18 protein-coding genes are annotated in these 21,202 nt (G+C 72.8%); 10 read left to right on the forward strand and 8 right to left on the reverse strand.

The window, feature by feature from the left end; translation table 11 throughout:
* Positions 1–268: 268 nt before the first annotated feature.
* Positions 269–1,639, reverse strand: coding sequence for an NAD(P)-binding domain-containing protein (locus tag ACIPRD_RS16015; RefSeq protein ID WP_401563431.1), 1,371 nt, complete (start codon positions 1,637–1,639; stop codon positions 269–271).
* A 324-nt stretch (positions 1,640–1,963) separates the two neighbouring features.
* Here ACIPRD_RS16015 and ACIPRD_RS16020 point away from each other — a divergent pair, with 324 nt between their 5' ends.
* The 4 genes from ACIPRD_RS16020 (at position 1,964) to ACIPRD_RS16035 (ending at position 5,584) form a co-directional block, all read left to right on the forward strand.
* Positions 1,964–2,596 (forward strand): hypothetical protein, encoded by a 633-nt coding sequence (locus tag ACIPRD_RS16020; RefSeq protein ID WP_401563433.1) that lies wholly within the window; start codon positions 1,964–1,966, stop codon positions 2,594–2,596.
* Positions 2,597–2,733: 137 nt separating this feature from the next.
* Positions 2,734–3,690 (forward strand): hypothetical protein, encoded by a 957-nt coding sequence (locus ACIPRD_RS16025; RefSeq protein WP_401563435.1) that lies wholly within the window; start codon positions 2,734–2,736, stop codon positions 3,688–3,690.
* A gap of 193 nt (positions 3,691–3,883) precedes the next feature.
* The gene (locus ACIPRD_RS16030; protein ID WP_401563438.1) at positions 3,884–5,113 is read left to right on the forward strand and encodes a permease; all 1,230 of its coding nucleotides are present in this window, start codon (positions 3,884–3,886) and stop codon (positions 5,111–5,113) included.
* A 114-nt stretch (positions 5,114–5,227) separates the two neighbouring features.
* The gene (locus ACIPRD_RS16035) at positions 5,228–5,584 is read left to right on the forward strand and encodes a helix-turn-helix domain-containing protein (protein ID WP_356406515.1); all 357 of its coding nucleotides are present in this window, start codon (positions 5,228–5,230) and stop codon (positions 5,582–5,584) included.
* A 97-nt stretch (positions 5,585–5,681) separates the two neighbouring features.
* On the opposite strand, the gene ACIPRD_RS16040 is transcribed toward ACIPRD_RS16035, so the two are convergent.
* Positions 5,682–6,626: a hypothetical protein gene (locus ACIPRD_RS16040; RefSeq protein ID WP_401563440.1), complete on the reverse strand. Its 945-nt coding sequence runs from the start codon at positions 6,624–6,626 to the stop codon at positions 5,682–5,684.
* 155 nt (positions 6,627–6,781) lie between these two features.
* Positions 6,782–8,740: an amino acid transporter gene (locus ACIPRD_RS16045; RefSeq protein ID WP_401563441.1), complete on the reverse strand. Its 1,959-nt coding sequence runs from the start codon at positions 8,738–8,740 to the stop codon at positions 6,782–6,784.
* Between the two features lie 433 nt (positions 8,741–9,173).
* Between ACIPRD_RS16045 and ACIPRD_RS16050 the strand changes: the two genes are divergently transcribed.
* The 5 genes from ACIPRD_RS16050 to ACIPRD_RS16070 all read left to right on the forward strand — a co-directional run bounded on the left by ACIPRD_RS16050 (position 9,174) and on the right by ACIPRD_RS16070 (position 15,871).
* Positions 9,174–11,015, forward strand: coding sequence for an APC family permease (locus ACIPRD_RS16050; RefSeq protein ID WP_401563444.1), 1,842 nt, complete (start codon positions 9,174–9,176; stop codon positions 11,013–11,015).
* A gap of 286 nt (positions 11,016–11,301) precedes the next feature.
* Positions 11,302–11,391, forward strand: coding sequence for a K(+)-transporting ATPase subunit F (kdpF, locus tag ACIPRD_RS16055; RefSeq protein ID WP_016434100.1), 90 nt, complete (start codon positions 11,302–11,304; stop codon positions 11,389–11,391).
* A gap of 7 nt (positions 11,392–11,398) precedes the next feature.
* Positions 11,399–13,060 carry a potassium-transporting ATPase subunit KdpA gene (kdpA, locus tag ACIPRD_RS16060; protein ID WP_356411976.1) on the forward strand — a complete coding sequence of 554 codons (1,662 nt, stop codon included), beginning with the start codon at positions 11,399–11,401 and terminating at the stop codon, positions 13,058–13,060.
* Positions 13,060–15,198: a potassium-transporting ATPase subunit KdpB gene (kdpB, locus tag ACIPRD_RS16065; RefSeq protein ID WP_401563446.1), complete on the forward strand. Its 2,139-nt coding sequence runs from the start codon at positions 13,060–13,062 to the stop codon at positions 15,196–15,198. The genes kdpA and kdpB overlap by 1 nt, the downstream gene beginning before the upstream one ends.
* Positions 15,199–15,202: 4 nt before the next feature.
* Entirely contained in the window at positions 15,203–15,871 is a 669-nt protein-coding gene (locus ACIPRD_RS16070) for a potassium-transporting ATPase subunit C (RefSeq protein ID WP_401563448.1), read from the forward strand.
* A 198-nt stretch (positions 15,872–16,069) separates the two neighbouring features.
* Here the strand turns inward: ACIPRD_RS16070 and ACIPRD_RS16075 are convergent, their stop codons facing one another.
* Together ACIPRD_RS16075 and ACIPRD_RS16080 are read right to left on the reverse strand one after the other, a co-directional pair.
* Positions 16,070–17,056, reverse strand: a complete 987-nt coding sequence (locus tag ACIPRD_RS16075) for an alpha/beta hydrolase (protein WP_401563451.1) — start codon at positions 17,054–17,056, stop codon at positions 16,070–16,072.
* 386 nt (positions 17,057–17,442) lie between these two features.
* On the reverse strand, positions 17,443–18,150 hold the full coding sequence (locus tag ACIPRD_RS16080) for an SDR family NAD(P)-dependent oxidoreductase (RefSeq protein ID WP_356406034.1): 708 nt from the start codon (positions 18,148–18,150) through the stop codon (positions 17,443–17,445).
* Positions 18,151–18,252: 102 nt separating this feature from the next.
* On the opposite strand from ACIPRD_RS16080, the gene ACIPRD_RS16085 reads away from it, so the two are divergent.
* On the forward strand, positions 18,253–19,095 hold the full coding sequence (locus tag ACIPRD_RS16085; RefSeq protein ID WP_401563455.1) for a helix-turn-helix transcriptional regulator: 843 nt from the start codon (positions 18,253–18,255) through the stop codon (positions 19,093–19,095).
* A gap of 9 nt (positions 19,096–19,104) precedes the next feature.
* On the opposite strand, the gene ACIPRD_RS16090 is transcribed toward ACIPRD_RS16085, so the two are convergent.
* The 3 genes from ACIPRD_RS16090 to meaB all read right to left on the reverse strand — a co-directional run bounded on the left by ACIPRD_RS16090 (position 19,105) and on the right by meaB (position 21,202).
* A complete protein-coding gene (locus ACIPRD_RS16090) occupies positions 19,105–19,494 on the reverse strand; it encodes an ester cyclase (RefSeq protein ID WP_401563458.1) in 390 nt (129 codons plus the stop codon).
* 40 nt (positions 19,495–19,534) lie between these two features.
* The gene (locus ACIPRD_RS16095; RefSeq protein WP_401563461.1) at positions 19,535–20,035 is read right to left on the reverse strand and encodes an NUDIX domain-containing protein; all 501 of its coding nucleotides are present in this window, start codon (positions 20,033–20,035) and stop codon (positions 19,535–19,537) included.
* 162 nt (positions 20,036–20,197) lie between these two features.
* A complete protein-coding gene (meaB, locus tag ACIPRD_RS16100; protein ID WP_356406022.1) occupies positions 20,198–21,202 on the reverse strand; it encodes a methylmalonyl Co-A mutase-associated GTPase MeaB in 1,005 nt (334 codons plus the stop codon).

The following is a 21,202-nucleotide window of genomic DNA, read 5'->3' on the forward strand; positions in this document are numbered from 1 at the left end:
GGGTGATGCGGGCGGGGGAGAGGTGGGTGCGGGTGTGCGGCCCGGTGACCTCGCCGGTGGCGAGCGGGAGGCGTCCCGGGAGGGTCGTCACCGCCGGCCGTCCGCACCCGGTCGTCCGTGGTGGGACGAGGGGCGCGGCCGGTGTTCCGGATGGCCGAAAGTGGTTGCCGGGAAGAGGTTTCCCGGCGGTGATCTCGTGGCAACGCGCGTGCCGGACTCCTCGGGCGGGCCCGACGGGCCGTCCGACGGCCCTCCCGGTCGTACGGCGTCAGCCGGAACCGTCCGCACCGCCGCCGACGGCACCAGCAGCACCAGTGGGAGCGGCTCCACCGGCGGCGCCGGGGGCGGCGGCAACGGCACCTGCGGCGGCTCCGGAGCGGGACGCGTGGCGGGCGATGCGGGTGGCGGCGTACTCCGTGCCCGCCACGAAACGCATCATGGGGCCGAACATCGGCGCCGCGAGGGAGCCGGTGAAGTACAGGCCCGGTGTCGAGGACTCGAACGCCCTGGACAGGTGCGGCGCGTGTGAACCCCGTACACGGGTCAGCGACGCGCGCAGGGCGGGGGAGAGGAACGTCAGGGCGTCCAGGTCGAGCCGGTAGCCGGTCGCCGCCAGGACGTGATCGGCGGTCAGGGTCTCCGGTCCCCGGGGGCCGGAGACGGAGAGGTGGACCCCGGCGTCGTCCGCCGTGGCCGCCGTGACGTGGCAGGACGTGCGGATCGGGACGATGTCGTCGACGCGGTCGCGCAGCCACCAGCCCCCCGACGGGCCGAGGGCCTTGCGGAACAGCAGCATCCGGGCGCGGGCGGGCAGTCGGCGCACACCGCCAGGGGCGGCGCAGACCGCCGCGAGTATCCAGCCGGTGCCGAGCGGCGAGGCGGGCTTGGACAGCCGTTCCGTCCAGGGACGGGACAGCACGGGCTTCTGCCCCCACAGCACGTGCGACTCGCGCACCAGGACCCGCACGGTGGCCCCGGCCTCGTGCAGCAGGGCCGCGCTCTCCAGCGCGGACTGTCCGCCCCCGATCACGACGACGCGGCGGCCGGCGTAGGGGGAGAGGTCCGTGTGGTGGCTGGTGTGGGACACCAGGGCGTCGGCGCCCGGCCCCTGCGGGGCCAGGGCCTCCAGTTCGGCCGGGACGTACGCGAGGCCGTTGAGGCCCGTGGCCACGACGACCGACGCCGCCGTGAACCGCTGCCCGTCGTCGAGAGCCACGGTGAACCCCCGCCCCGACGGGGCCCGTTCGACGGCCGTGACGCGGGCCGGCTCCACCTCGCCGACGTACCGCTTCTGGAACCACATGCCGTAGCGCACGAACACGTCGCACGGGATCGGCGTCAGTTCGGTCAACTCCGGTTCGCCGTGTGTCCGGCGGAAGTCGGCGAGCCTTCCGCCCGGCTCCGGCGCCGACAGGTCGGTGGCGTCCGGCGTCGACTTCAGGAACATGCCGGTGGCCATGGCGTGACGCCAACTGCCCAGCACATCACCGAAGACGCGGACCCGCACCCCCGCCGCCCGCAGATGCGCGGCCACCGACAGGCCGTACGGCCCCGCGCCGATGACGGCGACGGGAGGCGCTCCGCCGCCGGTGAAGTCCAGTCCGATGTCACAGTGTCGCTCCGGAAGCGACTGCGTCATGCGTCCCCCACTGATCCCGACGCCGTCTCCCCCCGAGGCGGCGCGAACCCGGGGATGGCGCGCCGACAGTGAGTCGTCACACACCGGTCCCCCTCCCACGCTCAGTGTGACGCCTCGGGTGCGATCGGGTAGGTGAAATCGACTTACGTTGGTCAAAACATGGCCGAACCGTAGGGCGGCGATGGCCTTCGCCCCTCCCCGTGCCGGGCCCTGCCGTGCCGCGTATACCCGTCCGGGGTATCCTCGGCCTCTCCGGTGCCCGGTGATGGGTGCCGCACGGCGAACGGCTCCCGGGCGCGGGGGTGGCGGAGGAAGGGGCGCACCTTGCGGGACGGACCGGCGCGGGCGAAAGGGCGGGGCGGCTCCGCCCGGCTGCTCGCTCTGTGCGCCGTCCTGTGCGGGCTCTTCCTCATGCACGGCTCCCCGGCCACCGCGGCCGAGGGCTGCCACGGGGGCACGGCCGCGATGCCGGCGATGAGCGCGATGCCGGCGATGGGCGCGATGCGTTCGACGCCCTCGACCGCCTCGACGCCCTCGACCGCCACTACGTCCTCGATGCCCGCGACCCCTTCGACGGCCGCGAGGGTCTCCCCGTCGGGCGACGGGCGTCACGGTCTGCCTGCCGCCATGGCTCACGCCGCTACGACGGCCCGCGCCACGACTCACGCCACGACCGCCCACGCCGCCATGGTCGACGACGCCGACGCGTCCGCTCGGCGGCGCGCCGCTCTCCCGGTCACGGAAGGGGCCCACGGGCACGGCGAGTTGTGCGTCTCGACGCGCGCGCACGACCGTGTCCCCCTCCCGGACCCGCGCCCGCTCCCGGTGTCCTCCGGCGGACCGTCGGCCGTCCGGGGGTGCGTCCCGCCGCGAGAGGCCATGGGCCGGGCCGGTTGGCGCGGGCCGCCGTCCGGCGGACGGGATCTTCTGCTCCAGGTGTGCGTCGCGCGGACGTGACGGGCGCGCCGCCGGTCCGGTCCCACGGCCCGGTCCGGCCCCGTGTCCCGCCGCCGTACGGCGGGACCGGCTTCGCGTCCTGCCCTTCCCGCGCGTCACCGGTGTGGCGTGCGCCCACCCGGAAAGACCTCTGCCCGATGTTCACCTCCTCGTTCGCTTCCTTCCGGCGCTCCGGACTCCCGCGCCGCCGTACTCTCGCGGTGGCCGCCACCGCCACCGCGCTCGCGCTGACCCTCGCCGCCTGCGGCTCCTCCGGGGGCTCCTCCGGAGGCACCTCGTCCATGCCTGGCATGGAGCACGGCCACGGGTCCGCCGGGCCGTCCTCGTCCGGAACCCCGATGGGGGACATGCCGGGGACGGGACGCATGGCGTCCGGTGCCGGCGCCCCGTCCGACACCCGTGACGGCTACCGTCTCGTCTCCGCCGACCGGCGGCTGCCGTCCGGCCGGCGGACCGCGTACCGGTTCACCGTCACCGGTCCGGACGGCCGTCCGGTCACCGGCTTCGCGCTCGACCAGACCCGGCGGATGCACTTCTACGCCGTCCGGTCCGACCTCACCGGCTTCCAGCACCTGCACCCCGTGATGGCCGCCGACGGCACCTGGACGGCCGAACCGGCCTCCCTGGCGCCGGGCTCCTGGCGTGTGTTCGCCTCCTTCGTCCCCGCGTCCGGGGCCGGGAAGGGCAAGGACCTCGTCCTCAGCCGAGGCGTCTTCGTCTCCGGTGACGACAGGGGGACCGCGCCCCTGCCGGCCCCTGCGGCCTCGGTCCGCGTCGACGGTTACGACGTCAGGGTCCGGGGAGCGCTCAAGGCGGGCACCGCGAGCCCGCTGACCGTGTCGGTGTCCGAGGGCGGTCAGCCGGTCAGGGATCTCCAGCCGTACCTGGGCACCTACGCCCATCTGACGGCCTTCCACAAGGGCGACCTCGCCTTCGCCCACCTCCACCCCCTCACCGAGGTCACCGGCGACCACGGCGGCCCGGACCTGTCGTTCCACGCCGAACTGCCCACGTCCGGCGACTGGCGGCTCTTCCTCCAGTTCCGCACCGCGGGCAGGCTGCACACCGCCGCGGTGACCCTGCGCGTCGGATGACGTACGGGCGGGGGTGCCGTCGTCCCGCGGCGCCCCCGCCCCGCCGTCCCGCGGCGCCCTCGCCCCGTCGTCCGGCTACGCCCCCGCCCCGCCGACGGACATCGGCCTCGCCACATGCCCCGTCCGGCGACACGTCTCCGTCGGCGCGCGTGTCCGTGACCGCGATCCGCGCCGGGGAGGGAAGGCTGCACAGATGCACGCCGTACTCCATGCCGTACTGCACGCTCTGTCGATCACCGGGGCCATGACCTGGGAGATCACCTGGGCCCTGATCCTGGGTTTCGGGCTGTCCGCCGTCGTCCAGGCCGTGGTCCGCAGGTCCACGGTCGTCTCCCTGCTCGGCGACGACCGGCCCCGCACGCTCGCCGTCGCGGCCGGGCTCGGCATCGCCTCCTCCTCGTGCTCGTACGCGGCGGTCGCGCTGGCACGCTCCCTGTTCCGCAAGGGCGCGGACTTCACCGCCGCGATGGCCTTCGAGATCGCCTCGACCAACCTCGTCGTCGAACTGGGCGTGATCCTGGCGCTGTTGATGGGGTGGCAGTTCACCGCCGCCGAGTTCGCCGGCGGACCCGTGATGATCGTGCTGCTGGCCGTCCTGTTCCGCCTCTTCCTCAAGGACGGCCTGCTGCGGCAGGCCCGTGCCCAGGCGGAGCGGGGACTCGCCGGGTCGATGGAGGGTCATGCGGCGATGGACATGTCGGTCCGTGCGGAAGGCTCCTTCCTGCGGCGGCTGCTGTCGGGGGAGGGGTTCACCGCGACCGCGCACGTCTTCGTCATGGAGTGGGCGGCGATCCTGCGCGACCTCGTCCTCGGACTGCTCGTCGCCGGAGCCGTCGCCGCCTGGGTGCCCGACTCCTTCTGGCAGGCCTTCTTCTTCGACGGCCATCCGCTCGCGGCCAAGCTGTGGGGCCCCGCCGTCGGACCCCTGGTGGCCATCGCCTCGTTCGTGTGCTCCGTCGGCAACGTGCCCCTGGCCGTGGTGCTCTGGAAGGGCGGCATCAGCTTCGGCGGCGTCGTGTCGTTCGTCTTCGCCGACCTGCTGATCCTGCCGATCCTCAACATCTACCGTAAGTACTACGGCCCGCGGATGGCCCTTTTCCTCCTCGGCACCTTCTACGTCGCGATGGCCCTCGCCGGGTACGTCGTCGAGTTCGTCTTCGGCGCACTCGGGATCATCCCCGACCCCGGCCGTGCCCGGATCCCGATGGGCGGGGTCTCCTGGGACTACACCACCTGGCTCAACATCGCGTTCCTCCTGTCGGCCGCGGTGCTCCTCGTACGGTTCTTCCGCACGGGCGGGCTGCCGATGCTCCGCATGATGGGCGGCTCACCCGACACCGGCCACGACGACGGCGGCGATCACGGAGGCCATGAAGGCCGCGGGGGCGGCGCGGGCGTCCGGACCGGCGGTCACCGCGGCTGACCGCGCGCCGCACGCCGGAGCCCGGGCCGCCCTCCGCGAAAGGAGTGGCCTCGCCCGGCTCCGGTACGCTGTTCGTGAGTGGACGAACAGGTGGAGCCGGGAGGGAGACCCGCGATGGCGGAACAGACCCGGCGGCAGCCGGAGGGCGTGAGCCACCGGACCCCGCCGGTCCACGCCGACCCGGCCGACGTGGCGCTGGAGACCGCTCTGCTCGCCCTCGCCGATCCGGTACGCCGGACACTGGTGCGCGAGCTGGCGGGGTCCGCCGACTGGGAGCGGGCGTGCGGCAGTTTCGACGTCCCGGTCACCAAAGCGACCCTCAGCCGCCACTTCGCGGTCCTGCGCGAGGCCGGGATCCTGGAACAGCGCGACGCCGGCCCGAAACGCCTCAACCGCCTCCGCCGGGCCGAGTTCGACACCCGCTTCCCCGGCCTGCTCGGCCTGGTCCTGCGCGAGCGGAGCGCCGGTTAGGCCGTCGCGGCCGGATCGTAAGGTCGTCGGGCCGACGCATCGTCGTGCCCCTGCGAACGGACCCCCGTCGTCGCCCTGTTCGGCCTGTCCAGCCAGTTCATGCGGTCGTGACGGCACGGCCGTACGCGTCGAGGCGTCTTTGCAGCCGGGGCAGGAGTATGGCGGGCAGACGTACGAGGGTGTAGTCGAAGGCTTCCTTGTGGGGCGTCAGCAGGGCCCGGGGACGCGGCGGCAGCGGGTAGTCGTCGCGCAGGACACCCTCCGGAAGGACTCCGGTCGCGGGTAGCGGAGAGGTCTCCTCCGGGTGTGCGAGGTACGCCCAGACCCCGCTGTCCAGCGGTACGACGGCCCCCTCGTCGCCGGCCGGGCGCCAGGGTGCCCCGGTGAGAGGGTGGCGGGGGACCAGGAGGATGTCGGGACGGGGCAGAGGCGGCGGGAGCCCCGGGCCGGCCGGCCCGACGGACAGGGCCCCGGGTCCGGGCGGGAGGCAGCGCCCCACGGCGCGGCCCAGCCACTCGGCGACGGGACCGGCGGGCAGGTCCACCGGGCGGTCCTCGGTGACCGCCACCAGGTGCGCCAGCACCGCTCCGACCGCCGCCTCCCAGCGCCGGCTCCACGACCCGTCGGGCTCGACGGGCGGGACGCGGTGCTCCGGGCGTTCCAGATCGTCCCAGCAGGGGAGCGGAGCGGCCGGGAGCCCCGAGGGGCGGCGCACGACCGCGTCCGGTTCCAGCCACACCGTCTGCCACATCCCGCAGTCGTCCACGCGGGTCGCCACGGCGTGTCCGCACCCCTCGCACGCCAGGTTGGGGCCGGCCCGGCCGTCCACGCCCCGGCAGTAGCCCTCGCACCTGTCCGGGATCAGCGTCAGGGACCGGGAGTCGCCGGGAGCGATGACGATCCTGTTCCGCGATCCGAAGGAGACGGAGTACACCGGCGCGAACACGCCCTGCCGGGCGGCCGCGTCCGCTCCGACCTCCTGCCACCGCCGCCAGGGCGGTCCGGTGGGCCGGGGTTCGACGGCGTACGTCGCCGGTTCCATCAGCGGAGGATGGAGTTCCTCCCACCCTCCGTGGTGGGTGTGGACGGGGAGGGCGACCCGCGACACCGGCGCCGTGAGCTCCGTGCCGCACCCGGCACACACGAACACGTCCAAACAGGCTTCCTTCCACTCCGGTGCGAGGTGAGGCGCGCGCGTCAGCCCGTGTGGACGCGGGGGCGGCGCTCGCGGTCGGGTTCGGCCTCGCGGAGGACCTCGCGGGTGACCGGGGCGACCTCGCCCTGGCCGAAGAGGAAGAACCGCAGGAAGTTGGCGAAGGGGCTGCCCTCGGTCCACTCGAAGTAGATGTGCGGGATGCAGCCGGTCGTGTCGCGGATGTGCAGGAGGAGGGCCGCGAGCGCGTTGGGGATGGAGGCGGACTCCAGGGTGAGGACGCGGTAGCGGTCGTGCAGCGCCTCACCGCGTACGACCACGCCCGACTCGAACTCGGAGGGGTCGGTGACGGTGACCTCGACGAAGACGAAGTCGTCCCGCTCGGGCATGTCGTTGTCGGCGCGGATCTGCTCGATCTTGTCCCGGTACTCCGCCTTGTCGCGCCGGTCGGGCTCGTTGGCGATCAGCCGGATCTTGCGGGTGGACATGTCCCGGATGAACCGTTCCGCCGACGGGTCCAGCGTCACGCTCGTCACCCGGAGTTCGAAGGCGCGGGCCAGCCGGGACAGCAGGGAGACCAGGATGATGCCGACGATGAAGCAGGCGCCGATCTTGACGCCGTCGGGGCGTTCGATGACGTTGACGACCGTCGTGTAGAGGAACACGGCGGCGATGACCGCGAAGCCGACGGTCCAGGCGCGCTGCCCCGCCTTGCGGGCGGCGATGGTCACGGCGATCGCGGCGGAACTGATCAGCACCAGCACACCGGTGGCGTACGCGCCGCCCTGGGCGTTCACGTCGGCGTCGAAGATCCAGGTGACGAGGAAGGCGATCAGGGTGAAGACGATGACCATCGGGCGGACGGCGCGCGCCCAGTGCGGGGCCATGCCGTAACGCGGCAGGTAGCGCGGCATCAGGTTCAGCAGGCCGGCCATCGCGGAGGCGCCGGCGAACCACAGGATCGCGATCGTCGAGACGTCGTACACCGTGCCGAACGTGCTGCCCAGGTACTCGTGGGCGAGGAAGGCGAGCGCGCGGCCGTTGGCCTGGCCGCCCGGCTTGAACTCCTGGGCCGGGATCAGCAGCGTGGTGATGAAACTGGTCGTGATCAGGAAGGCGCTCATGACCACCGCGGCGGCCGTGAGCAGCTTCTTCGTGTCCCGGATCCGGCCCCGGGGGTTCGCCTCCGTCTCGCCGTCGTCGCCCCGGACGTGGGGCATCACCGCGACGCCGGTCTCGAAGCCGGACAGGCCCAGGGCGAGCTTCGGGAAGACGACCAGGGCGACGCCGATCATCACGAAGACGTTGCCGTGCTCGGCGGTGAGCGCGCCCGTCCAGTCCGTCACCACGTGCCCCGCGGTGGCCACATGCCACAGACCGACCACCACCACGACGACGTTCAGGGCGAGATACACCCCGACGAGGGCGACGGCGACGCCGACGGCTTCGAGGAAGCCTTTGAGGAACACCGCGCCGAGCAGGGCCACCAGGAAGAGGGTGATGATCATCTGGTAGCCGTGGAGGGTGCTGGTGAGGTGGGGGTTCTCCACGAGGTGGGTGGAGGCGTCGGCGGCCGACAGGGTGATGGTGATGAGGAAGTCGGTGGCGGCGAAGCCGAGCAGGGTGAGGACGAACAGCTTGCCCTTCCAGAAGGACAGCAGCCGCTCCAGCATGGCGATGGAGCCTTCGCCGTGCGGGCTCTCCTCGGCCACGCGCCGGTAGACCGGGAGCGCGCCGGCGAGGGTGACGATCACCAGGACGATGGTGGCGATCGGGGAGAGAAGTCCGGCCGCGAGGGCGGCGATTCCGGGCTGGTAGCCGAGGGTGGAGAAGTAGTCGACACCGGTCAGGCACATCACCCGCCACCAGCGCTGCCCCTTGTGCCCGGGCTCCTCCTCGGCCTGCGGGCCGTTCTGGCCACCGCCCTTGCCCATGTCGGACAGCCCCTCCAGCATCCAGGCGCGCAGCCGCGTGGGCGTGGGCAGTTGGTCGGTCGTGGCCATCGGCGTGCTCCTGGTGCGTGGCTCGGCGGGAGGTCGGCCATCACCCGGACGGCGGTCACCAGCGTATGCAAGGCGTCATGTACAGGCCCGTGGATGAGAGCCCGGCAGGCGTCAAGGCTGCGTTAAGACTGCACAGCACGGCAGGTCGGCGACCTTCCGGCGACCTGGCGGCGACCTGGCGGTGACGCGGACCGGTCGGCGACAGGGGCCTGGCGCGACAGGGACCGGGCGGTGGCGTGACCCGGTGGCTGTTCGGCCGCGGGGCCCAGGGCGGTTCGCCGTGTTCCGGCGACAAGATCGCGTCAAGGGCGGCCCGTCGGGCGCGAAGAAGCCGCAAGGACCGGTCGGCCGGCGGCCGGCCACGGACACAGATGGGGTGCACGCGCCCGCACTTCGCCCTGGTGGGGGCGCTCCGACCGAAGGAGCACACCCCATGTCCGTCATGACCACCGAGCCGGACGCCGTACCCGCCGGAGAGGAACCGCCGGACGCCGGTGAACGCCATCGGCTGACCGCCGTCACCGGCCTGGCCGCGCTCTCGCTGGACGCCATGGCGTCGGTCGCGTACGGCCCGGAGGCGATCGTGCTCGTCCTCGCCGCCGCGGGCGCGCGCGGACTGGGGTTCACGCTGCCGGTCACGCTCGCCATCGCCGCGCTGCTCGCGGTGCTGGTGGCCTCCTACCGGCAGGTCATCGCCGCCTTCCCGGACGGCGGCGGCTCCTACGCCGTGGCGAAGGCGCACCTCGGGGCCCGCGCCGGCCTGGTGGCCGCCGCGTCCCTGGTGCTGGACTACGTGCTCAACGTGGCCGTCGCCGTCACAGCGGGTGTGGCCGCGCTGACCTCGGCCTTCCCGGCCCTGTACGACGACCGGCTGTGGCTGTGCCTGGCGGTGCTCGCGGCCGTCACGGGCGTCAACCTGCGCGGGATCGTGGAGTCCGCGAAGGCGTTCATCGTGCCGACCGCCGTCTTCGTCGGTTCGGTCCTCGTGCTGATCGCCGTGGGGCTGTTCCGCTCCCACCCCGTGAGCACGGCGGCCGCCGCCGGACACCCCTCGGCCCTCGCGGACAACGCCTCCGCCGTCGGGGCGCTGCTCCTGCTGAAGGCGTTCGCCTCCGGCTGCGCCGCCCTGACCGGTGTGGAGGCCATCGCCAACGCCGTGCCCTCCTTCCGCGTCCCGCGCGTACGGCGTGCCCAGCGTGCGGAGGCCGCCCTCGGAGCCGTCCTCGGCCTGATGCTCGTCGGGCTGTCGGTGCTGATCGGCCGCTTCCACCTCCAGCCCGTCGAGGGCGTCACGGTCCTCGCCCAGCTCGCGGACGCCTCCTTCGGCCACAACTGGGCCTTCTACCTGGTCCAGTTCGCGACGACGATCCTGCTGGCCCTGTCCGCGAACACCTCCTTCGGCGGGCTGCCCGTCCTGCTGGAGCTGCTCGCCCGCGACCACTGCCTGCCGCATGTCTTCGCGCTGAAGGCCGACCGCCAGGTGCACCGGCACGGTGTGCTGGCCCTCGCGCTGGTCTCGGCCGTGCTGCTGGTCCTCTCCGGCGGTGACACCGACACCCTGGTGCCGATGTTCGCGATCGGCGTGTTCGTCGGCTTCACCCTCGCCCAGGTCGGCATGGTCCGGCACTGGTCCGGGCGGCGGGACCGCGGCCGCCGCGGCAAGGTGCTGCTCAACGGCGCCGGCGCGGTCCTGACCGGCGGGGCGGCCGTCGTCGTCACCGCGAGCAAGTTCACGCAGGGCGCCTGGCTGGTCGTGATCGCCCTGCCACTGCTCGTGGCCGCCTTCGAGACCGTGCACCGCGCCTACGGCCGTATCGGGGAGCGGCTCGGACTCGGCCTTGTGCCCGAACCGCCGCACCGGGAGCGCTCGCTCGTGATCGTCCCCGTCTCCGTGCTGTCGCGGCTGACCTCCGAGGCCCTCACGGCGGCCGTGTCCCTCGGCGACGAGGTCCGCGCGGTGACCGTCTGCCACCCGGACACCGAGGACCGCGCCCGGCAGCGCGCCCTGGAGCGCTCCTGGGCCGCCTGGAACCCCGGAGTGCCGCTGGTCCGGCTGCTGTCCGAACGGCGTTCGCTCGGCCGTCCCGTCGCCGCCTACGTCCGTGAGGCGGCCGCCCGCGAGCCGGGCACCCGGGTCACCGTGCTGATCCCGGAGGCCGAGCCGGAGCGGCTCTGGCAGCGGCTGCTGCAGAACCAGCGGGGTGCCGTGGTCGCGTACGCCGTGCGGAGGGAGACGGACGCGGTGATCTGCCGGCTGCGCCTCCGGCTGTCCTGAACCGGCTCCGGCGGGCACGGGCGCCGGGCATGGGGACCACGCCGGGCACCGGCCCGCCGTCGCCCGGTGCCGGGCAGGGGCCGTATGAGTCCCGTCAAGGCCGCGCGGGGCGCCGTAAGGGAGACGTCAACGGTGGCCGGAACCGGTCGGAAGCGCGCTTTCCTCGGACTGTCCCTATCGACCGAACCTCACTCCAGGAGCTCGCGATGGCCGATCTGGCCTTCGTCGTCACCGTGCTCGCGGCCTTCGCGCTGGTGGCTCTCGTCGCCAAGGGGGTGACGAAGCTGTGACCGCCGAGAACATCGTCGGCCTGGTCGTGGCCGTCGCCCTGCTGGGCTATCTCGTCCTCGCCCTGATCTTCCCGGAGAGGTTCTGAGACACCCATGGGTCCCGTACCTGCCGCCGTCCTCCAGCTGACGGCCCTCATAGGCGCCCTCGCGCTGGCCTACGTCCCCCTGGGCACCTACATGGCCCGGGTGTACTCCTCCGACCGGCATCTGCGCGTCGAGCGGTGGATCTACAAGGGCATCGGCGCCGACCCCGACACACAGATGCGCTGGCCCGCCTATCTGCGCGGTGTCCTGGCCTTCTCCGTGGCCGGCGTCCTCTTCCTCTACCTCCTCCAGCGGCTCCAGGGCGTCCTGCCCGGCTCGCTCGGCTTCTCGTCGGTCGACCCCGCGCAGTCCTTCAACACGGCCGTCTCCTTCGTGACGAACACGAACTGGCAGTCGTACTACGGCGAGCAGACCATGGGGCACGTCGTGCAGACGGCCGGCCTGGCCGTGCAGAACTTCGTCTCCGCGGCCGTCGGCATCGCCGTCGCCGTCGCGCTGGTCCGCGGCTTCGCCCGCTCCCGCACCGGTGAACTGGGCAACTTCTGGGCCGACCTGGTGCGCGGAACCGTCCGTGTCCTCGTGCCGGGCGCGGCGGTCGCCGCGGTGGTGCTGGTCGCGTGCGGCGCGATCCAGAACTTCTCCGGCATCCACGAGGTCGGTCAGTTCATGGGCGGCTCGCAGCAGTGGAACGGCGGCGCGGTCGCCTCCCAGGAGGCCATCAAGGAGCTGGGCACCAACGGCGGCGGTTACTTCAACGCCAACAGCGCCCACCCGTTCGAGAACCCCACGCCGTTCACCAACCTGCTGGAGATCTTCCTGATCCTGGTGATCCCGTTCGCGCTGACCCGCACCTTCGGCGTGATGGTCGGGAACGTGAAGCAGGGGTACGCGATCCTCGCCACGATGGGCGCCATCTGGCTCGGGTTCGTGGCCCTGATGATGTGGACCGAGTTCACCCACCACGGTCCGGCGCTCCAGGCGGCGGGCGGTGCGATGGAGGGCAAGGAGGTCCGCTTCGGGGTCGGCGGCTCGTCGATCTTCGCGGTCTCCACGACGCTCACCTCGACCGGCGCGGTGGACTCCTTCCACTCGTCCTTCACCGGCCTCGGCGGCGGAGTCACCATGCTCGGGATGATGCTGGGCGAGATCGCGCCCGGCGGCACCGGATCCGGGCTCTACGGCATGCTGATCATGGCGGTGATCGCGGTGTTCATCGCCGGCCTGATGGTCGGCCGCACCCCCGAGTACCTGGGCAAGAAGATCGGCGCGCGGGAGATGAAACTCGCCGCCTGCTACATCCTGGTCACCCCGGCGCTGGTGCTCGTGTTCACGGCGGCCTCCATGGCCCTGCCCACCCCGCCGCACTCGATGCTCAACTCCGGCGCGCACGGCTTCTCCGAGGTCCTGTACGCCTTCACCTCCGCGGCGAACAACAACGGTTCGGCCTTCGCCGGTCTGAACGCGAACACCGACTGGTTCAACACCACGACCGCCCTCGCGATGCTGTTCGGCCGCTTCCTGCCCATGGTGTTCGTGCTGGCGCTCGCCGGATCGCTCGCCGGGCAGCGGCCCGTGCCGGTCACCGCCGGCACCCTGCGCACCGAAAAGCCGCTGTTCACCGGTCTGTTGGTGGGCGCGATCCTGATCGTCACCGGTCTGACGTACTTCCCGGCCCTGGCGCTGGGCCCGCTCGCCGAGGGGCTGGCGTGATGTCCACCCGCACAGAGAACCACGAGGACTCCATGTCCACTGCCACTCCCACCCGGGCGCCGCACAGCGACGTCCCCACCGGGCACGGCCCCGGCGAAGGACGCGTCGGCGCGGGCCTGTTCGACCCCGCGCAGCTCGTGAGATCGCTGCCGGACGCCTTCCGCAAGCTCGATCCGCGGGTGATGGTCAAGTCGCCCGTCATGTTCGTGGTGTGGATCGGCTCCGCCTTGACCACGGCGTTCTCCTTCAAGGACCCCGGCGACTGGTTCGGCTGGACCATCAGCGCCTGGCTGTGGCTGACCGTCGTCTTCGCCAACCTCGCCGAGGCGGTCGCCGAGGGCCGCGGCAAGGCCCAGGCTGACACCCTGCGCAAGGCCAAGACCGACACGGTCGCCCGCCGGCTCCTGGCCGACGGCACGTCGGAGGAACGGGTGCCCGGCACCGGGCTGCGCATCGGCGACCGGGTGGTGTGCGAGGCCGGCGACGTCATCCCCGGCGACGGGGACGTCGTCGAGGGCGTCGCCTCGGTCGACGAGTCCGCGATCACCGGTGAGTCGGCGCCCGTCATCCGCGAGTCCGGCGGCGACCGCTCCGCCGTGACCGGCGGGACGAAGGTGCTGTCCGACCGGATCGTCGTCCAGATCACGACGAGGCCGGGCGAGACTTTCATCGACCGCATGATCAACCTCGTCGAGGGGGCCGCCCGGCAGAAGACGCCCAACGAGATCGCCCTGAACATCCTGCTGGCGTCCCTCACCGTCGTCTTCCTGCTCGCCTGCGCCACCCTGCCGCCCTTCGCGGACCACGCGGGCACCCACCTGACGATGACCGTGCTGGTGGCGCTGCTGGTCTGCCTCATCCCGACCACCATCGGCGCCCTGCTCTCCGCCATCGGCATCGCGGGCATGGACCGCCTGGTCCAGCGCAACGTGCTGGCGATGTCCGGGCGTGCCGTCGAGGCCGCCGGAGACGTCTCCACCCTGCTGCTCGACAAGACCGGCACCATCACCCTCGGCAACCGCCGGGCCGCGGAGTTCGTGCCGGTGAGCGGTACCACCGAGGCCGAGGTCGCCGACGCCGCCCAGCTGTCCTCGCTCGCCGACGAGACCCCCGAGGGCCGCTCCATCGTCGTCCTCGCCAAGGAGCGGTACGGCCTGCGCGCACGCCACCAGGGCGAGCTCGCCGGGGCCGAGTGGATCGCCTTCACCGCCCAGACCCGCATGTCGGGCGTGGACGTCGACGGGCGGAAGATCCGCAAGGGTGCCGCGGGGTCGGTCGTCGCCTGGGTCGAGGAACGGGGCGGCGCGGTCGCCCGGGACGCGGGTTCCGCGGTCGACCGCATCTCCGAGGCGGGCGGCACTCCGCTGCTCGTCGCCGTCGAGGACACCGACGGCGCCCGGATCCTCGGTGTCGTCCACCTCAAGGACGTCGTCAAGCAGGGCATGCGGGAGCGCTTCGAGGAGCTGCGCCGCATGGGCATCAGGACCGTCATGATCACGGGCGACAACCCGCTGACCGCCAAGGCGATCGCCGAGGAGGCGGGCGTCGACGACTTCCTCGCCGAGGCCACCCCCGAGGACAAGATGGCCCTCATCAAGCGGGAGCAGGCCGGCGGCAAGCTCGTCGCGATGACCGGTGACGGCACCAACGACGCGCCCGCGCTCGCCCAGGCCGACGTCGGCGTCGCGATGAACACGGGCACGTCGGCCGCCAAGGAGGCCGGCAACATGGTCGACCTCGACTCCAACCCGACCAAGCTCATCGAGATCGTCGAGATCGGCAAGCAACTCCTCATCACCCGGGGCGCGTTGACGACGTTCTCCATAGCCAACGACGTCGCCAAGTACTTCGCCATCATCCCGGCGCTGTTCGCGGCGGTGTACCCGGGCCTGGACAGGCTGAACATCATGCGGCTGTCCTCGCCCGACTCCGCGATCCTGTCCGCGGTCGTCTTCAACGCGCTGATCATCGTCGCGCTGGTCCCGCTGTCCCTGAAGGGCGTGCGCTACCGGCCGATGAGCGCCGACCGGATGCTCCGCCGCAACCTCGGGATCTACGGCATCGGCGGCCTGATCGCCCCCTTCGTCGGCATCAAGATCATCGACCTGCTCGTCTCCCTCATCCCCGGAATCGGCTGACGTCATGAACAACTCCGCAACGAACACCGCCCGGTTGCTGGGAGCGGGGCTGCGCGCCCTCCTCGTGCTGACCCTGGTGACCGGCGTCGTCTACCCCCTCGTCGTCACCGGCATCGCCCAGGGACTGTTCGGCGACAGGGCGAACGGTTCCGAACTCCGGGCGGGCGGACGGGTGGTCGGCTCGTCCCTCATCGGGCAGTCGTACGACCTGCCGCCGAAGAAGGGCCAGGAGACCCCGGAGCCGGACCTGAAGTGGTTCCAGGGCCGGCCCGCGAACGGCCTCGGCGCCAACAGCGTCAACACCCGGTACAAGCTGCTGCTCTCGGGCGCGACGAACCTCGCGGCCGACAGCAAGGACCTGGTCGGGCAGGTCGACGACGCCAAGGCCGCCGTCGTCGAGGACAACTCGGTGCCCGGCTGGACGGTGAAGCCGTCCGACGTCCCCGCCGACGCCGTCACCTCCTCCGGCTCCGGTCTCGACCCGGACATCTCCCCGGCCTACGCCGCTCTCCAGGTCCACCGGATCGCCGCGCGGAACGGCCTGTCCGTCGCCGCGGTGGAGAAGCTCGTCGAGGAGCACACCACGGGCCGCACCCTCGGCTTCATCGGGGAGCCCCGCGTCGACGTCCTCGAACTCAACGTCGCGCTCAGGGATCTCGTGGCCGAGCGCTGACGGATCCGGTCCCGCACCCGCGGGGGCCGGCGGACCGGGGGAGCACCCGAGCCGCCGGCCCCCGCGGGTCCGCGCGTGGGGCTCAGCTGTACGCGGGTCTGCGCGTGAGGCTCAGCCGCATGCGGGTCCGTGCGTGGGGCTCAGCCGTATGCGGGTCCGTGGGTGTGGCTCTGCCGTACGCGGATCGGTGCGTGGGGCTCATCCTCCGTACAGGGCGCCCTTGATCACGGCGATGGCGATCTCGCGGGCCACGTTGGCGCCATGGGTCAGGCGCAGGGCGTCCAGCATCAGGAAGTCGTGCACCATGCCCAGCACCCGCACCGCCGTGACGGGGACGCCCGCCTCGCGCAGCCGCGCCGCGTATGCCTCGCCCTCGTCGCGCAGCACATCGGCCTCGTCGGTGATCACCAGCGCCGGCGGCAGCCCCCTCAGGTCGTCCAGGGAGGCGCGCAGCGGGGCCGCGTACCGTTCCTTGCGCTGCTCCTCGTCGGTCGTGTACTGGTCCCAGAACCAGACCATGCCGTCCCGGGTGAGGTAGTAGCCGTCGGCGAACTGCACGTAGGACGGCGTGTCGAAGTCCGCGTCGGTGACCGGGTACAGCAGGATCTGCGCGGCCAGGCGGACGTCGCCGCGGTCCTTGGCCATCTGCGCGAGCACCGCGGACATGTTGCCGCCGACGGAGTCACCGCAGACGACCATCCGCGAGGCGTCCAGCCCGTGCTCGGCGCCCTCGGCCACGACCCAGCGGGCGACGGCGTGGTTCTGCTCGATCTGGGTGGGGTACCGGGCCTCGGGCGCGCGGTCGTAGACCGGGAACACGGCGGCCGCGCCGGAGCCGACCGCCAGCTCGCGCACGAGCCGGTCGTGGGTCTTCTCGTCGCCGAACACCCAGCCCGCCCCGTGGATGAAGAAGATCACCGGCAGGTCCCCGGTGGCGCCCGCGGGCCTGATGATCCGGGTGCGTACGGTGCCCCACTCACTGGCGTCGACGTCCACCCACTCCTCGTCGACGTCCGGCATGGGCACGCCCTCCCCGGACTGCAGGCCGTCGAGGATCTCGCGGCCGCGGTCGGGCGGGAGCTCGTAGATCCGCGGGTGCGGGGCCGTGGCCTCGGTGAGCTGCTTGGCCGCGGGCTCCAGCGTCGGCGTGGGAGGCGGGGGCAGATGCGCGGGCAGATCGTTCACGGTGAACCTCCAGAAGTGACCGGTCGGTCGCGCCCTGTGCGCAGGAGGCCGGTACGCCGGGCGGCGTGGGGCGTCCTCCTCGGACGCGGCCCGGAACCCGTCCGGCGCCGCCCGCGAGGGCGGTGGGGCCGCGGCACGACGGGCGTGCCGGGTGGTGCCCGGCCGGAGGCCGAGCACACGGCACCGTCTCCCAGTCTCCCGCCGGTGCGGACGCCCGGCATCACGGGCGCGGCCCTCGCGGGCCCGCGGGGGCCGGGACCGGCTGCGGCGGGCCGGTGACGGCCGGCCGCCCCGGTGACGCCCCGCCGCCCCGGTGACGCCCCGCTCCCCGGGGGGAGGGACGCGGCCCGCCCGCCGCCGCGGGCTGGTTCCGGGAGCGCGTACGGTCACCAGGGCAGTACGCCCGCCGCGTTCTGGAAGGTGCCGGTGGGGCCGTCCGCGCCGATGCCCGCCAGGCGGACGATGACCTCGGCGCCCTCCTCGACGGTCTGGGTGCCCTGGTGGTGGTTGAGGTCGGTGGCGGTGAAGCCGGGGTCGGCGGCGTTGATCCGGATGTCCCCGAACGCCTTGGCGTACTGCACGGTCAGCATGTTCACCGCCGCCTTGGAGGAGGGGTAGGCGAGGCCGGGGTAGAAGTGCTCGGGCGCCCGCGGGTCGGCCAGGGCGGGGGCGTGGGCGAGGCCGCTGCTCACGTTGACCACGACCGGGCTCGGCGAACGGCGCAGCAGGGGCAGGAAGGCGTGCAGGACGCGGACCATCCCGAAGACGTTCGTCTCGAACACGGCACGCACGTCGTCGGCGGTCGTCGCCGCGGCCGGGACGAACCCTCCGTCGGGCAGGCGCGGCTCGACGCCCGCGTTGTTGACCAGGACGTCCAGGCCGCCGTCGGCCTCGACCGCCTTGACCGCCGCGGCGACGGAGGCGTCGTCGGTGACGTCGAGCGGCACGAACCGCGCGCCCAGCCGCTCGGCGGCGCGCATGCCCCGTCCGGGATCGCGGGCCCCCAGGTAGACGGTGTGGCCCGCGGCGAGCAGACGGCGGGCGGTCTCGAATCCGAGACCCTTGTTGGCTCCGGTGATCAATGTCTTCGTCATGGCTCCAGCGTCCGCCGCCTTCGGGGCGCCGGCCAGCAGACCCGTTTTCCTGGGACCAGCGGTACCAGGAAAGGCCGCGCGCCCGCGGGCACACTGGGGCCCATGGCGACTGCGGAACTCGGAGCGGCTATCCACCGCTGGCGCGACCGGCTCTCCCCCGGTGACGCCGGCCTTCCCACGGGCGGGCGCAGACGCGCCGCGGGGCTGCGCCGCGAAGAGCTGGCACACCTGGCCGGGATCTCCGTCGACTACGTGACCCGGCTGGAACAGGGCCGCGCCACCAATCCGTCGTCGCAGGTGGTGGAGGCGCTGGCGCGGGCGCTGCGCCTCTCGGCACCCGAACGGGACCACCTCTACCGGCTGGCCGGTCTCGCGCCCCCCGGCCCGAAGACCGTGCCCGTCTTCATCCCGCCCAGCGTGCAACGCCTCCTGGACCGGTTCGCCGGCACCCCCGTCGCCGTCTACGACGCCACCTGGACCCTGCTCGTCGCCAACCCGCCGCACATGGCCCTCATGGGCGACTCCTCCGGGCTGCGCGGCCATGAACTCAACGGTGTGTGGCGCCACTTCGTCGCGCCCTCGGACCGTGTCGCCTACACCCCCGAGGCGCTCGCCGCCTTCGAGGCCGCCCTCGTCGGAGATCTGCGTACGGCGGCCCAGCGTTACCCCGGCGACCGGCGCCTGCGCGCTCTCGTCGGTGAACTCCGTGAGCGGAGCGGCCGGTTCGCCGCGCTCTGGGACAGCGGCGAGGTCGGCGTCCACGAGGCGGCCCGCAAGACCGTCACCCACCCGGCCGTGGGCCCCCTCACCCTCGACTGCGACGTCCTCTCCGTCGCCGGCAGCGACCTCCGCGTCATGGTCTACACCGCCGAGCCCGGCACGCGGGACGCGGAGCGGCTCGCCCTGCTGACGGTGCTGGGGACGCAGGACGTGACGGTCCGGTGACGCGGCAGGTCAGTCCGCGTCCGGACTCTTCAGCGCCGGGCGGGCGAGGGTGGACATGCCCCACAGTTCGGTGATGCGGCCTTCCCGTACGTGGAAGATCTCCATCATCGAGGGCGGCGGCTGGTCCTCAGTGCCCGCGGGGACACCGTGCAGGGTGGTGCGCACCGCTGCTCTGTCCGCGTCCACCAGCATGTCCTCCACCACGACCTGGATGCCGGGGAACAGGCCGTGCAGTGCGCTCCAGGCCTTCACCACGGCGTCGACCCCCACGGTTCCCAGCGGGTGACTCACGAAGTCCGCGGAGAAGACCGACTCCGCCGCGGCGAGGTCACGCGTGTTGAACGCCGCGTACATGCGCTCGGCCACGGCTCTCACGTCGTCCGTCACTTCGTCCGTCAACTCAGGCTCCTGGAAGGGGGTTCGGGGGACGGCCGGCATCTCACGCCCAGCCCAGTTCCGTGTAGGGGCGCCCGGCGCGGATGCCGGAGACGGCCGCTCTCAGGTAGGGGACCGTCGGCTCCGGCAGGGCCTCGGGCGGCCACCAGCCCCAGCTCACGCACTTGTCCGGCTCCAGGACCTCCGGCTCGCCGGTCCACCGCCGGGCCCGGAAGACCAGTTGCAGGCGCGGTTGCGTGTCGGGCCGGTCGATGACGTGGACGGCGTGGACGAACTCGACGTCCTCGGCGGCGATCACCAGCCCCGCCTCCTCCTCCGCCTCACGGATCAGGCAGGTGACGGCGGACTCCTGCTCGCAGTGCCCGGCCAGGAAGTGATGGTGCGCGGGGGCGAACGGGGAGTCGGGATGCCGCAGCCCGAGCAGGATCCTGCCCTCCCGCTCCAGATACAGATGGACGCCGATCACATTGAGGACCGCCCCGGAGCCGTGACCGGAGCCGGAGTCGCCGGTGTGCGTGGGGCCGATGGTGGCGCGGCTGCTCATCTCCCCAGGCTAGCCATCCGCGTTCGGTGCCGCTGGACTTATCCTGCCGCGCCCCGGTGCCGTTCCGCTCGGGGGCCGGACCGGCCCTGGGTCGCCCAGTCCCTGGGGAGCCGAGTCCTAAGACCGCCGAGTCCCGGGACCGCCGGGTTCCGGGGCGGCGCCTCATTCCTCCCGGGCCGTGTCCGTCTCTCCCTCGAACGCCCGCAGGATGCGTTCCGCCGCCAGGGTGGCCGTCAACGAGCCGTCGCGGACCTGCTGTTCGAGGAGGGGGGCGGCCGCGCGTACGGCGGGGTCGGCGTGGAGGCGGCCCAGGAGTTCCTCGCGGACCATGGACCAGGTCCAGCCGACCTGCTGGTCCCGCCGCTTGGCGGCGAGGCGTCCGGTGGCGTCGAGCAGGGTGCGGTGCTGCTCCAGCCGCTCCCACACCGTGTCCAGGCCCCGGGACTCGCGGGCGCTGCAGTGCAGCACCGGCGGTGTCCAGTGCGCGTCCTTGCCGTGCATCAGGCGCAGCGCGCCCGCGAGTTCACGGGCCGCGGTCCGCGCGTCCCGCTCGTGCGGGCCGTCCGCCTTGTTGACGGCGATGACGTCGGCGAGCTCCAGGACCCCCTTCTTGATGCCCTGCAGCTGGTCGCCGGTGCGGGCCAGCGTCAGCAGCAGGAAGGAGTCGACCATGTCGGCGACCGCGGTCTCCGACTGGCCGACACCCACGGTCTCCACGAGGATCACGTCGTAACCGGCTGCCTCCATCACCACCATGGACTCCCGGGTGGCCTTCGCGACGCCGCCCAGCGTGCCCGCGCTGGGGGAGGGCCGGACGAACGCCGACGGATCCACCGCCAGCCGCTCCATCCGCGTCTTGTCGCCCAGGATGGAGCCGCCGGTGCGCGTCGAGGACGGGTCCACCGCGAGGACGGCCACCCGGTGGCCCAGCGAGGTCAGCAGCGTGCCGAACGCGTCGATGAACGTCGACTTGCCGACACCCGGCACCCCGCTGACGCCGATCCGCCGCGCCCGGCCGCTGTGCGGGAGCAGCTCGGTGAGCAACTCCTGCGCCAGCGCCCGGTGCTGCGGGCGGGTGGACTCGACGAGCGTGATGGCGCGGGCCACCAGCGCCCGCTTCCCGTCGAGCACGCCCTTCACGTACGTGCCGAGATCGATCGGTGCCAT

The organism is Streptomyces sp. NPDC090108, assembly GCF_044747185.1.
In the GTDB taxonomy this organism is placed as follows: Bacteria; Actinomycetota; Actinomycetes; order Streptomycetales; family Streptomycetaceae; genus Streptomyces.